This window comes from Pseudomonas sp. R4-35-07 (genome assembly GCF_003852235.1).
Lineage (GTDB): Bacteria > Pseudomonadota > Gammaproteobacteria > Pseudomonadales > Pseudomonadaceae > Aquipseudomonas.
The window spans coordinates 4,002,732-4,017,391 of record NZ_CP027732.1; the positions used below are offsets into that span (position 1 = coordinate 4,002,732).

A 14,660-nucleotide genomic window follows, 5' to 3' on the forward strand; every position below is an offset into this window, starting at 1 on the left:
CCTATCACACCGAAAAAAAACAGCCGCTTCTACTGTCAGAATTCACAGTTCTGCTGGACAGCCTAGGCGTTTCAGACCAACGGCCGCCTCACAACCCCTCCAACTCCGCCATCAAATCACTCAACCGATCGACCTTCTCGGCACTGATCTCATTCCCCGCCAACCCCTCGATATACTCGGCCAATTCCGCCACTGTGCTGCATTCGAACATCGCCCGCAGCGGCACATCGCGCTGCAGGGTTTTCTGCACCCGCGAGGCAATCTGCGTGGCCAGCAGCGAGTGCCCGCCCAGTTCGAAGAAGTTGTCCTGCACCCCTACCCGCTCGACTTTCAACACCTCGGCCCAGATCGCGGCCAGGGTAGTTTCCAGCGCGTTGCGCGGTGCCAGGTAATCCTGGCTGTGCGACTGGCCGATCTCCAGGGCCGGCAGGGCCTTGCGGTCGAGTTTGCCGTTGGCGTTGAGCGGCAGGCGCTCAAGCCACAGCCAGTGCAGCGGCACCATGTATTCCGGCAGTTCGCTGCGCAGGCGTTGCTTGATGCGATCCAGGCGTTCGCCAGGGTTCAACGCCTCATCCGCAGCCACCAGATAGCCAACCAGGTGTTTGCCATTGACGCCCTCCTGCACAGCCACCGCTGCATCACGCACTTCACGTTGTTCGTGCAGGCGCGCTTCGATTTCACCCAGCTCGATGCGGTAGCCGCGAATCTTCACCTGGTGGTCCACCCGCCCGACATACTCCAACACGCCGTCACTGCGCCGCCGTGCCAGGTCGCCGGTGCGATACAGCCGCTCGCCCGGTGCGCCGAACGGGTTCGGCACGAACACCGGTGCGGTGCGCAACGGGTCGCTGACGTAACCACGACCGACCCCAATACCGGCCACGCACAGTTCACCGACGGCGCCTTGCGGCACCAATTCCAGTGCGCCGTCCAACAGGTACAAGCGGTTGTTGTCCGTGGGCATGCCAATCGGCAGATAGCTGCCCCGTGTCGAGGCCAGGTCGACACGGTAGAACGCCACATCGTCCGAGCATTCCGCCGGGCCGTAAGCGTTGACCAGGCCGATGTGCGGGTAGCGCAACAACCACTGGTGCGCCAGCTCCGGCGGCATCGCTTCACCGGTCGGCAGCATCCAGCGCAGGCCGTCGAGGCGGATAGCGTCCTGGGCGAGCATGCCCTGGATCAGTGACGGCACGCTTTCCAGCACAGTAATGCCCTGTGCCTGGACATGGGCCAGCAAACCCTGGGGATCATGGGCAAGGCTGTTGGGCACGATGTCTACCCGCGCGCCGAACAGCGGCGCGGCGAGGAATTGCCACACGGAAATATCGAAGCTTTGCGAAGCCGTCTGCGCGATCACATCCGTCTCGCTCAGTTGCAGGTAGGGCACCTTGCTCAACTGGTTATTGAGCATGCCGCGCTGTTCGACCATCACGCCTTTGGGCAAGCCGGTGGAACCCGAGGTGTAGATCACATAGGCGAGGTTGTCCGGGGCGCTGTAGATGCCTGGATTCTCGCCACGGGCCGGGACTTCTTCCCACACCAGCAACTGGCAGTCGAAGCCTTCGAGCAGTTCGATGGCCTGCTCGCGGCAGGCTTCGCTGCACACCAGCAACGGCGTGCGGCTCAGCTCGATGATGCGGCTCAGGCGCGGGCTCGGCAGGCCCGGATCCAGCGGCAAGTAGCCGGCACCGGCCTTGAAGCTGCCGATGATCATGCCCAGCAGCTCCAGATTACGCTCGGCCAGCAACGCCACCGGCTGGTCCGGGCCGACACCCGCCGCGATCAGCGCATGCCCAAGGCCGTTACTGCGCCGGTTCAACTCGTCATAGCTCCATTGTCGGTCGAGACAACTGGCGGCGATACGCTGCGGATGCTGCGCCACTTGCTCCTCGAACAGCTCGACATAACTGCGCTGCAGCGGATAGTCGTGTTCGCTCCGGTTGCAGCCGTGCACCAGGAATTCACGTTCCTGCTCGCCAATCAGCGGCAGCTCGGCCATGTCGCCATGGAAGCCCTGCACCAGTGCCAGCAGCAGGCGCTTGAACTCGCCGAGCATGCCTTGCACGGTGCTTTCATCGAAGTAGCGCTGGTCGTAGGACAGGTGCAGGCCAAGATCATCGCCGGGGTAGCACACGGCGGTCAGCGGGAAGTTGGTGTGGGTGCGACCGGAGTCCGAGGTAGCCTTCAGGCTTTGCGCGTGGCTCAGCACGGAGGTGTCCACCGGGGCGTTTTCGAACACGAACAGGCTGTCGAACAGCGGCTGGCCCTTGGGCAGTTCGCTGAGTTCCTGAATCGTTACCAAGGGCAAATATTCGTACTCGCGCAATTGCATATTGCTGTCGAGCAGGCCGCTCAGCCAGTCGCGCACGCTGCAACGCTGGTCGTCTGCCGGCAGTTTTACCCGCAGGGCGATGCTGTTGATAAACAGGCCGACGGTGCGTTGCATCTCGGGCATCTGCACCGGACGCCCGGCCACGGTGACGCCGAACAGCACGTCACGCTCGCCGCTCAAGCGCCGCAGTACCAACGCCCAGGCCGCCTGGGCGAAGGTGTTGACCGTCAATTGATGGGCCTGGGCCAGCTCGCGCAATTGCGCGCCATCACGGGCATCCAGGCGGGTGTAACAATCGCCCACCAGCATGCCGCCGCTGTGGCCGGCATGTTCGCGCAGGAAAGGCCGGTCGCTCGGGATCGGCGTGGTGCGCTCGAACCCTTGCAGGTTGCGCTGCCACCACTGGCGCGCTTCGTCCAGGTCCTGGCGTTGCAGCCAGGCGATGTAGTCGCGGTAACGCGGCGGCGTCGCCAGTTGCGCATCGCGACCGTCGCCCAGGGCCCTGTAGATTTCGAAAAAATCATTCATCAACAGCGAACGGCACCAGGCATCGATGAGGATGTGGTGGTTGCTCATCATGAACCAATAGCGCGCCTCGCCCACGCGGATCAGGCGCAGGTGGAACGGCGCCTGGTTGAGCAGATCGAAACCGGCTTCGCGTTCGGCCTTGAGCAAGGCTTGCAGACGCGGTTCGTGCTCGTGCTCGGGATCGGCGCTCCAGTCCAGGTATTCGATCGGCGTGTTGCCCGGCTTGTGGATCACTTGCAGCATGTCTTCGCCGACGTTCCAGCAGAACGAGGCGCGCAAGGCTTCGTGGCGGGCGATCACCGCCTGCCAAGCCTCGGCGAAACGCTCGGGGTCCAGCGTGCTGTCGATGCGGTAGCGGTCCTGCATGTAATACAGGCCGGTGCCCGGTTCCAGCAGGGTGTGCAGCAGCAGGCCCTCTTGCATCGGGGTCAACGGGTAGACGTCTTCGATGGCGCTGGCCGGTACTGGCAAGCTGTCCAGTTGCGCCTGGGTCAGCTGGGCCAGGGGGAAGTCGGACGGCGTGAAGCCCCCGGCATCGTCTTCGAGACAATGGGCGATCAGGCTATGCAGCTCGGCCAGATACGCCTCGGCCAGTGCACGGATAGTGTATTGATCGTGGCGTTCGCGGCTGAAGGTCCAGCGCAGCACCAGTTCGCCGCCGTACACCTGGCTGTCGACACTGAGCTCGTTGGGCAGCGGTGCGTCCGGATCGTGCGCGAGCCCGGCGGATTCATCCAGCGGATGGAACAGTGCATCAGCGCCGAAGCTCTGGTCGAACTGGCCGAGGTAATTGAAGGTAATTGCGGCGCTCGGCAACGCCGCCAGGGTGCGTTTGCACAGGTCGTCCGCCAAGTAGCGCAGCACGCCGTAGCCCAGGCCTTTATGCGGTACGCCGCGCAGTTGCTCCTTGATCGCCTTGATCGAATCGCCCGGCTGCGCCTGCGGGGTCAGCCGCAGTGGATAGGCACTGGTGAACCAGCCGACGCTGCGGGTCAGGTCGATGTCATCGAACAGGTTTTCACGGCCGTGGCCTTCCAGCTGGATCAGCGCCGAATCATGCCCGCTCCAACGGCACAGCACGCGGGCCAGGGCGGTCAGCAGCAGGTCGTTGACCTGGGTGCGGTAGGCGCTCGGCGCGTGTTGCAGCAATTGCCGGGTGCGTTCGGCATCCAGGCGCACGCTGACCGTCTCGGCGTCACGGTTGCGCCGTGCACCTTGTGGGCGAGCCACCGGCAACGCCAGCGCCGGGCCCGCCAACTGCGCTTGCCACAGGCTCAATTCTTCGCGCAGGGACTCGCTGTGGGCATACGCCTGCAAACGCGCCGCCCACTCACGCAACGCGCTGGTCTTGGCCGGCAAGCTGACGGACCGGCCATCGCTCAGTTGGCGATAAACAGTTTGCAGGTCTTCGAGCAACACGCGCCATGACACGCCGTCCACCACCAGGTGATGAATGACGATCAGCAGGCGCTGCTGGCCTTGGGGGCCGTCCACCAGCAAGGCACGCAGCAGCGGACCGTGTTCCAGGTCGAGGCTGCGCTGGGTATCGGTGAACAGCGCGGTGCAGTCGGCCATGTCGCGCACTTGCGCCTGCATCAGTACACCGCCTTGCGGCACGGCCAAGTGTTCGGCGTGCCACTGGGCGTCGCGGCGGGTGAAGCTCAGGCGCAGCGCATCGTGATGCTCCAGCACCGCCAGCAGGGCCTGCTCCAGGCGGCGCGGGTCGAGCAGTTGCAGCGGCTTGAGCAGCAGCGCCTGGTTCCAGTGCTGGCGCGCAGGGATGTCGGTATCGAAGAACCACTGCTGGATCGGCGTAAGGCCCGAGGCTCCGGTAATCACACCTTGCTCGGCGCTGACCTGCTCGGCCCGCGTAGCGACGGCGGCCAGGCTTTGCACGGTCTGGTGCTGGAACAGGTCACGCGGGCTGAAATGAATGCCCGCCTGCCGCGCACGGCTGACCACCTGGATCGACAGGATAGAATCGCCGCCCAGCTCGAAGAAGTTATCGTCCAGGCCGACCTGCTGCAGGTTCAACACCGCGCACCAGATTGCTGCCAGGCTGTGCTCCAGTGCGTTGCGTGGCGCCACATACTGTTGGCGATTCGCCTCGGGGTCCGGCTCGGGCAAGGCACGCCGGTCGAGCTTGCCGTTGGCGGTCAGCGGCATGCTGTCGAGCACCATCACATGGGCGGGCACCATGTAGTCCGGCAGTTGCGCCTTGAGCTGGGCCTTCACCGCGTCGCGCAACGCACCGTGCTCAGCGTCGCTGACCAGATACGCCACCAGCTGTTTGCCACTCGGCGAATCCAGCGCCAGCACCACCGCTTCGCGCACGGCGTCATGTTCCAACAGGCGGGTTTCGATCTCGCCCAACTCAATGCGGAACCCGCGAATTTTCACCTGATGGTCGATACGCCCCAGGTACTCCACTAACCCATCGGCGCGTTGACGCACCAGGTCACCGGTGCGGTACAGACGCCCGCCATTCGTCGCGAACGGGTCGGCGACAAAGCGCTCCGCCGTCATCCCCGGACGCTGGTGATACCCCTGGGCCAGGCCTGCTCCGCCGACATACAACTCACCGCTCGCGCCTTGCGGCACCAGGGCCAGGTCGGCGTCGAGAATGTAGGCCACGCGTGCGCCGATGACGCTACCGATCGGCACGCTGGCGGCGCCCTCTTCCAGTTGCTCCGGCGCCAGGCAGGCCAGTGGCATCACCACGGTTTCGGTCGGGCCATAGGCGTTGAAGAACAGCGCAGGCTGGAACGCGCTGCGAATGCGCTGCAGATGTTCCCCGGTCAAGGCTTCACCGCCGGTGATACACATGCGCACCGGCAGGGTCTGCTGTTGCGTGGCCAGCCACTGCGCCAGTTGGCTGCCGTAGCTAGGCGTAAACCCGAGGATGCTGATGCGGTGGGTGCGGATCAGCGCGCAGATTTCCTCGGCATCCCACTGGCCCTGGGCACGCAAAACCACCTGGGCACCGCTGAGCAACGGCACCAGCAAGCGCTCGGTGGCGGCGTCAAAATTGATCGAATAAAAGTGCAGTTCGCAGTCGTCCGGGCGCATGCCGAAACGCTCGATCACCGCCTGGCAATGCATGGCGATTTCACCATGGCACACCACCACGCCTTTGGGCTTGCCGGTGGAACCGGAGGTGTAGATCAGGTACGCCGGGTGTTGCGCCAGGCTGATCATCGGCAGCTCGCTGGCCGGGTAGTTGCTCAGCAGCGGCAGGTCGTGTTCCAGGCACCAGGTCGCGACGCTCGCCGGCAACGGACCGAGGGCGTCGAACATCGGCGCATCGCTGAGCAGCAAGCCGATGCCGCTGTCTTCGATCATGTAATGCAGGCGGTCCAGCGGGTATTCCGGGTCCAGCGGCACGTAGGCGCCGCCGGCCTTGAGGATCGCCAGCAGGCCGATGACCATTTCCAGCGAACGCGGCAGCGCCAGGCCGACGCGCACCTGCGGGCCGACGCCGCGCTCGCGCAGCATCCAGGCCAGGCGATTGGCGCGGGCGTCGAGTTCGGCGTAAGTGAGCGTCACCCCGGCAAAGGTCAGCGCCGGCGCATCGGCACGCTTGCGCGCCTGCTCACTGAACAGTGGGTGAATGCACTGGTCGAGCCGATGCTCACCGGCCTCCACCCCGAGGCTGTCCTGCACGGCGCGCTGCTCGGCGGCGCTGAGCAGGGGTAATTCGCTGAGGCGTTGCTGCGGGTTGTCGATCAGCGCTTCCAGCAGGTTGCGCCAATGCGCGGCCATGCGGGCAATGCGTGGTTCGTCGAACAAATCGGTGCTGTAGGTCAGGCAGCAGCCCAGCCGATGATCGAGGTCGGTGACTTCCAGGTTGAGGTCGAACTTGGTGGCGCGGGCATCGTTGGCCAGGTATTCGACAGTCATGCCGGCCAGTTGGCGGCTCTGCTGGAACTCCCAGCGCTGCACGTTGCACATCACCTGGAACAGCGGGTTATACGCCGCGCTGCGCGGCGGTTGCAGCGCCTCCACCAGATGGTCGAACGGCAGGTCCTGATGGGACTGGCCTTCGATCACGGTGTGACGCACCTGCTCGAACAACTGCGCGACATTCATCTGCCCATCGAGTTGGCAACGCACTACCTGGGTGTTGAGGAACGCACCGATCAGCCCTTCGCTTTCCGGACGGATCCGATTGGCCACCGGCGCGCCGATGCGCAGGTCGGTCTGGCCGCTGTAGCGGTAGAGCAACACGGCGAGGGTGGCGGTCATGGTCATGAACAGAGTCAGGCCATGCTCGGCGTTGAACGCGCGAACACGGGCGGCCAATGCGTCGCTCAGGTCGAAGCGGTACAGCTCGCCCCGGTGACTTTGCACCGCCGGGCGCGGGCGGTCGCCAGGCAGTTCCAGCAGCGGATGTTCGCTGCCCAGTTGCGCGGTCCAGTAATCCAGCTGGCGTTGGCGCTCGCCCGCTTCCAACCACTGGCGCTGCCACACGCTGTAGTCCAGGTATTGCACCGGCAGCGGCGCCAGCGGTGAGTCGCGCTCGTCGATGAAGGCTTCGTAGAGCGCACTGAGTTCACGGGCAAAGATGTCCATGGCCCAGCCTTCGGTGACGATATGGTGCAGGGTCAGCACCAGGTAATGCTCTTGTTCGCCGGCCTTGACCAGGCAGGCGCGCAGCAACGGCCCGGTTTCCAGATTGAATGGCGTATGCGCTTCCTGATCCGCCAGTTGCTGCAAACGCTGCTGACGCTCGGTTTCAGTCAGCGCCGAGACGTCCTGCCAGTCCATGCGCAGGCCGGTCTGTGGCGAGACTTTCTGACAGGCCACGCCATCGACGCTCGGGAAGGTGGTGCGCAGGGTTTCGTGACGCATGATCAGGGCCTGCAACGCCGCCTCGAAACGCCCCACGTCCAGCACCCCGCGCAAGCGCGCCATGCCGCCGACGTTATAAGCCGGGCTGTCCGGTTCCATCTGCCAGAGGAACCACATGCGCTGCTGGGAATAGGACAGCGGCACGGGTTGGCTGCGGTCGACCTTGGCGATTGCAGTCTGTTGGTTGCGTTGGCCCGAAGCTTGGATCAGGCCCACTTGCGCGGCGAAGTCGCCCAGCTCGCTGGCGTCGAACAAGGTGCGCAACGGCAGTTCGACGTCGCAGGCCTGGCGGGTGCGGGAGACGATTTGCGTGGCCAACAGCGAGTGGCCGCCGAGGGCGAAAAAGTCGTCGCGCAGGCCAATACGGGGCAGGCCGAGCACTTCGCGCCAGATCGCGGCAATTTGCTGCTGCAGCGGCGTTTCCGGTTCGACGTGTTCGCGGGTTTGCCACACCGGTTCGGGCAGTGCGCGGCGGTCGAGTTTGCCACTGGGGCTCAGGGGCATCGCGTCCAGGCGCATCAGGTAGGCAGGCACCATGTACTCGGGCAAGTCAACGGCCAGGGCGGCTTTCACTGCCTGTGCATCCAGTTCGGTCGGGCCGGTGTAGTACCCGATCAACTGGCCATCCCGCACCTGCACCACGGCGTGGGCGATGCCGTCCAACGCCAACAGGCGGGCTTCGATTTCCTGCGGTTCCACCCGAAAGCCGCGCAGCTTGACCTGCTGATCGAGCCGGCCGAGGTATTCAAGCACGCCATCGACACTCCAGCGCGCACGGTCACCGGTGCGATACAGGCGCGTCCCGGCTGCGCCCAGCGGGTCGGCGACAAAGCGTTCGGCGGTGAGCCCCGCACGGCCAAGGTAGCCGCGCGCCAGGCCGATGCCGCCGATGCACAGCTCACCCGGCACACCGGCCGGCAACGGGTTGAGCTGCTCGTCGAGCACCCGGCAGATCACATTGCCCAGTGGCCGGCCTATCGGCGAGCGCTCGCCATCCTCCACGGCGCAGTGCCAATGGGTGACGTTGATCGCGGTTTCGGTCGGGCCATAACGGTTGTGCAACTGCACCGCCGGCAGGCATGCCAGGACGCGGTTGCGCAACTGCGCGGGCAAGGCTTCGCCGCCGGAGAACAGCCGGCGCAGGCTGGTGCATTCGGTAACCAAGGGTTCATCGATAAACAACTGCAACAGCGGCGGCACGAAGTGCAACGTGGTCACGCCATGTTCCTGCACCAGTTGCGCGATGCGATGAGGGTCACGGTGCTCGCCAGGGCCGGCCAGTACCAGACGGCACCCTGTGATCAGCGGCCAGAAACACTCCCACACCGACACGTCGAAACTGATCGGCGCCTTTTGCATCAGAACGTCGCTGGCATCCAACGTGTAGGTGGCCTGCATCCACTGCAAGCGCTCGGCCAGCGCCGCATGGGTATTGCCCACGCCCTTGGGCTGGCCGGTGGAGCCGGAGGTGTAGATCACGTAGGCGAGGTTGTCGCCGTGCAGGTGCAGGCCCGGTGGCTGGGTCGGCCAGCGGTCCAGGTGCAGGCTGTCCATGGCGATCACACACACGCCTGCGACCGTCGGCAGTTGTTCCAGCAGTGCGGTTTGGGTCAACAGCAAGTGCACGCCGCTGTCCTCGAGCATGTAGGCCAGGCGCTCGGTGGGGTAATCCGGGTCCAGCGGCACATAAGCGCCGCCGGCCTTGAGGATCGCCAGCAGGCCGATCAGCAACTGCGGCGAACGCTCGGCGGCGATGCCCACGCAGACGTCCGGGCCGACGCCCTTGTCGCGCAGGTAATGCGCCAGCCGGTTGGCCTGGGTATGCAACTGGGCGAAGCTCAGGCTGCCCGCTTGCCAGACCAGCGCGGTAGCGTCCAAGGTGTGCTGGTTGAGCAGCTCGGGCAACCACTGCCGGGCCGGCGCGCAGGGTGCCTGGCTCCACGCCTGTTGCTCATCCTCTGCGGTCAGTTTCAGCTCGCCCAAGGCTTGCTGCGGTTGTTCGCAGACCGCTTGCAGCAGGTGGATGTAATGCTCGGCCAGGCGCTGCACGGTTGCCGGCTCGAACAGCTCATCGGCGTAGTCGAAGGCCAGGCTCAAGCGCCCGGTGCGGTCTTCTTCGCTGTGCAGTTGCAGGTCGAACTTGGCTTCGCGGCTGTGCCACGGCAGTTCCTCGGCGAGCAGGCCCGGCAGGCGGCGCAGGGCGCTGAGGTCACGTTGCTGGTGGTTGAACATGACTTGGAACAGGCCCTGTTCCCGCGCCTGGGGGAAGGCCTCCAAGAGTTGTTCGAACGGCAGGTCCTGATGCGCCTGGGCGTCCATTGCCGCCTGGCGTGTCGCGGCCAACAGCTGGTTGAAAGGCTGGCGCCCGTCGAGCTCGGCACGCAATACCAGGGTGTTGATGAAGAACCCGACCAGCCCTTGGGTTTCCTGGCGTGAGCGATTGGCATTGGGCACGCCGATGCGGATATCGCGCTGCCCGCTGTAGCGATACAACAGCGTTTGGAACGCGGCCAGCAGCAGCATGAAGGGGGTGGATTCATGAGCCTGTGCGGTCTGGCGAATCGCGTCACTGAGCTTGGCGCTCAGGCGTACGGTATGGCGCGAGGCGCTGTTCAGACGCTGCGCCGAGCGCGGGTGGTCAGTGGCCAGGTCGAGCGTTGGGTGATCGCCCTCAAGCGTTGCCTGCCAATACGCCAACTGCCGCTGGCCTTCACCTGCGGCCAGCCATTGGCGCTGCCAACTGCCGTAGTCGGCGTATTGCAGGCTCAGTGGCGGCAGCTCCAGGGGCAGGCCCTGGGACGCGGCCGCGTAGAGACGGGAGAACTCGTCGATCAGAACAGTCAGCGACCAGCCATCGGCGATGATGTGGTGCAGGGTGACCAGCAACTGGTGGTCTTCTTCATCCAGGCGCACCAGGGTCACCCGCAGCAGCGGGCCTTTTTCCAGGTTGAACGAAGTTCGTGCCTGGTCTTCGCGGATTTGCTGCGCGCGGGCTTCGCGCTCGGCGCCGGGCAGGTCGCTGAGGTCGATGACGTGCAGGTCGAACGCCGCACTGGACTCGATGCGCTGGAACCCTTCGCCGTCACGCTCATAGAAACGCGTGCGCAGGGCTTCGTGGCGCTGGACCAGGTGCTGGAAGCTTGAGCGCAGCGCGTCTTCATCCAACGCGCCGCGCAGGCGCAGGGCGCCAGGGATGGTGTAGGCGCTGCTGTGAGGGTCCAGCTGCCAGGTGATCCACAAGCGGTTCTGGGCCAGGGATTGCGGCAGCTCGTGCTGGCGCGACAGCGCAGCCATTGCGCCTTGTGCAACGCCGCCGGCCTGCTGCAGCTGCGCGACGCTGGCGGCGAAGCCTTGCAGGGTGGGCGCCTCGAACAGCAGGCGCAGGTTCAGCTCCAGCCCCAGGGTTTCACGCAGGCGCGCGACCACCTGGGTGGCGCTGATGGAGTTGCCGCCAAGCAGGAAAAAGTGATCGTCGGCGGCAACCGTGGCCACTTGCAGCTGCTCACACCAGATCGCCGCGATCTGCTGTTGCAGGGTCGACGCCAGCGCGACCTCACTCGCCGGCGCTTGCACCTCGGGAAACTGCGCATAGCGGTCGAGGCTGCCATCGGCATGGCGCAGCGCACACGCCGCCCGTTGCACCTTGCCGCTGGAGGTTTTCGGCAGCGCGCCCGGGTTGAGCAGCACCACCACGCTAGGCGCCTCTTGGTAAGCCTCGGCCACCGCTTGGCGAATCGCCTTGATCAGCGCTTCGGGCGGCAGGATTTTCTGCACGCTGCGGCTGATTTCCGCAGCGATGCCGATGCCTTCCAGGCCCTGATCATTCACCGCAAAGGCCGCCACCCGGCCTTTGCGCACCACCTCGACCTCACGTTCGATGGTTTGCTCGATGTCCTGTGGATACAGGTTGTGCCCGCGCACGATCAGCAGGTCTTTCAAGCGCCCGGTGATGTACACCTCACCGTCACGGATAAACCCCAGGTCGCCGGTGCGCAGCCAGGTCCGGTCGGCGTGCTGGACGAAGGTGCTGGCGGTGGCTTCAGGGTTGCGCCAGTAACCCTGGGCGATGCTCGGGCCGCTCGCCCAGAGTTCGCCCACGCAATTGTCGGCTAACTCGCTCAGCGTGTGGGGATCGGCGATCAGCACGGCGTGGTCCGGCTGCTGAGTGCCGCAACTCATGACGGCCCTGCCCTGCCCCGGCGCGGCGCGGTTGGCGGCCAGCGCTTGCTCATCGACGCGCAGCGCGGGGATGCCTTGGCCACGGGTGCCGCCCGCGACGAACAGGGTCGCCTCGGCCAGGCCGTAGGAAGCAAAGAAATTGCTTGAGGTGAAACCGCAGGCGGCGAACTTGTCGGCAAAACGTTCCAGGGTGTCCAAGCGGATCGGCTCGGAGCCGGAATAGGCCACGCGCCACTGGCTCAGGTCCATGAGTTCCAGGGCCGACTCGCTGACCCGTTCGCTGCACAGGCGGTAGGCGAAATCCGGGCCGCCGCTGATGGTGCCGCCGTAGTCGCTGATCGCTTCCAGCCAGCGCAACGGCCGCGCCAGGAAGTAGGCCGGCGACATCAACACGCACGGCACACCGCTGAAGATCGGCTGCAGCAGGCCGCCGATCAGCCCCATGTCGTGGTAGAGCGGCAGCCAGCTGACGATGACATCGTGTGGGTTGAGGTCGATGCCAAAGCCGCGACGGATCAGCACTTCGTTAGCCACCAGGTTGCCGTGGCTGACTTGCACGCCCTTGGGCAGCGCGGTGGAGCCGGAAGTGTATTGCAGGAAGGCAATGTCGTCGGCTTGCAACTCGGGGGCGACCCAGTGATCGGCCAGCTGTGCGTCGAGGGTGTCTACGCTCAAGACCGGTGGTGCGTGGTCAATCTGCGCCAGGCTTTCGCCGAGGCTGGCAATGGTCAACAGCAGGCGCGGCTCAGCGTCGCTGATGATCGACAGCAAGCGCTCCTGGTGATGCCGCTTGGTGGATTCCGGCGGGTAGGCCGGTACCGCGATCACCCCGGCGTACAGGCAGCCGAAGAACGCCGCGACATAGTCCGGGCCGCTGGGGAACAACAGCACTGCGCGCTCGCCCATCGCGACATCGGCTTGCAAGGCGGCGGCGATGGTGCGGGCGCGTTGGTCCAGGTCACGGTAGCTGAGCACCACGCTGTGCTCGGCGGACTCGGCCAGAAAGCGCAGGGCTATCTGGTCCGGCGTCTGCGCGGCACGGCGTTGGAGGGACTGGACCAGGGTGCGGGGAAGTTCGAAGGCGTCCATCATGGGGTTCCTGCCTGAAATCGGCTTACGGGAAAGTCGGGAAGTCGGTGAGATTCAGCCGGCGGCCAGTTGCCGCGCCGCGCCAAGGCGCCAGCGGGCCAGGTGTTCGTCGGCATAGCGGCGCACACAGCGCAGCACGGCGCTTTCGTGCTGCACGAGGAAGAAGTGGTGACCGTCGAACATGTCGAGGGAAAAGCCGCTGGCGGCCTCGAGCTGCCAGTCGAGCAATTGGTCGGCGCGCACGCTGTCCTGCTTGCCGCCGAACACATGGATCGGCACACCCAGGGGCTCGCGCTCGCCATAGGTGAAGCTGCCGCAGAGCAGGAAATCGGCGCGCAGGATCGGCAGCATCAGCTCCATCAATTCAGGATTGGCCAACGCGGCGTCGCAGGTGCCCTGCAGTTCGCGCAAGCGGGCGATCAGCTGTGCGTCGGTCTTTTCGATGGCGTATTCGCTGACATCGCGCCGCGCCGGGCCGGCGGTGCCGGAGGCGAACAGCGCCAGCGGCGCCGGCACATTGCGCGCTTTCAATGCGTGGGCCAGTTCGAACGCCAGCAGGCCGCCGAGGCTGTGGCCGAACAACGCATAGGGGCCATTGAGGTCGCGGCTGATTTCAGTCGCGAGCTGGGCAGCCAAGGCCTTGATATCGCGCTGTAGCGGCTCGCCCATGCGCATGCCACGCCCCGGCAATTCCAGCGGGCACACCTGCAACCAATCCGGCAGCACGCGGCGCCAACGTGCGTAGACCGAGGCGCTGGCGCCGGAATGGGGCAGGCAGAACAGGCGCAGCGGCGTTGGCGTACTCATCACCCGAGGACTCCAAGCTGAAACACGCTGTGTGCACGATAAAAACCCATTTCGCCCTCCTGCGGATGCTGATCCTTGGCCGTTTGTTTACAGGCCTGTCACCCAGAAGAACGGACGGCCCCGGCAAATAATTAGTCGCCGGGGGCAAGCGAGACGTGGTTCACACCTTACCGGAAGGCATAAGATTAGTTCGCCTTCTCATTTGACAATCATTATCATTAAGCATAATTTGTTGCCCGATGTGTAGGAGGCCTCAGCAAGGACGCCCTCCCCTAACCTCTTTTGCAACCAGGTGATTTCCATGACGGAACCAGTATCCACAGGCAGGTGCGACTCACCACTTCTCCAGGCGTTCGTCGACAATCGGCTGATCCTGGTGAAGATCGCAGCACGTATTACCGGCTGTCGTTCCCGCGCCGAGGATGTGGTGCAGGACGCTTATTTTCGGCTGCAGTCGGCACCGACGATCACCTCTTCGTTCAAGGCCCAACTGAGTTATCTGTTTCAGATCGTGCGCAACCTGGCGATCGATCACTACCGCAAGCAGGCCCTGGAGCTCAAGTATTCCGGGACCGAAGAGGAAGGCTTGAATGTGGTGATTCACGGCGCTTCACCGGAAACCTCCCATATCAATTTCAACACCCTGGAAAACATCGCCGACGCCCTGACCGAGCTGCCGCAGCGCACCCGCTACGCCTTCGAGATGTACCGCCTGCACGGCGTACCGCAGAAGGATATCGCCAAGGAACTGGGGGTTTCGCCGACGCTGGTGAACTTCATGATTCGCGATGCGCTGGTGCACTGCCGCAAGGTGTCGGGCAACCACAGCGATACGTTCGCGCGCAGGGTTTGAAAAACACATGTGGGAGGG

The 14,660-nt window shown here is 64.8% G+C and carries 3 protein-coding genes; 1 reads left to right on the forward strand and 2 read right to left on the reverse strand.

Annotated elements, in window-relative coordinates; translation table 11 throughout:
* Window positions 1-88 precede the first annotated feature (88 nt).
* Together C4J89_RS18205 and C4J89_RS18210 are read right to left on the reverse strand one after the other, a co-directional pair.
* Window positions 89-12,985, reverse strand: coding sequence for a non-ribosomal peptide synthetase (locus C4J89_RS18205; RefSeq protein ID WP_124415227.1), 12,897 nt, complete (start codon window positions 12,983-12,985; stop codon window positions 89-91).
* Window positions 12,986-13,036: 51 nt separating this feature from the next.
* Window positions 13,037-13,789, reverse strand: a complete 753-nt coding sequence (locus C4J89_RS18210; RefSeq protein ID WP_124363748.1) for a thioesterase II family protein — start codon at window positions 13,787-13,789, stop codon at window positions 13,037-13,039.
* A 301-nt stretch (window positions 13,790-14,090) separates the two neighbouring features.
* Between C4J89_RS18210 and C4J89_RS18215 the strand changes: the two genes are divergently transcribed.
* Entirely contained in the window at window positions 14,091-14,642 is a 552-nt protein-coding gene (locus C4J89_RS18215) for an RNA polymerase factor sigma-70 (RefSeq protein WP_124363749.1), read from the forward strand.
* The last annotated feature ends 18 nt before the right edge of the window (window positions 14,643-14,660 follow it).

Coding starts and splice junctions, on each gene's coding strand:
- C4J89_RS18205 (WP_124415227.1), bottom strand. CDS start 12,985: ATGATGGACGCCTTCGAACTTCCCCGCACCCTGGTCCAGTCCCTCCAA.
- C4J89_RS18210 (WP_124363748.1), bottom strand. CDS start 13,789: ATGAGTACGCCAACGCCGCTGCGCCTGTTCTGCCTGCCCCATTCCGGC.
- C4J89_RS18215 (WP_124363749.1), top strand. CDS start 14,091: ATGACGGAACCAGTATCCACAGGCAGGTGCGACTCACCACTTCTCCAG.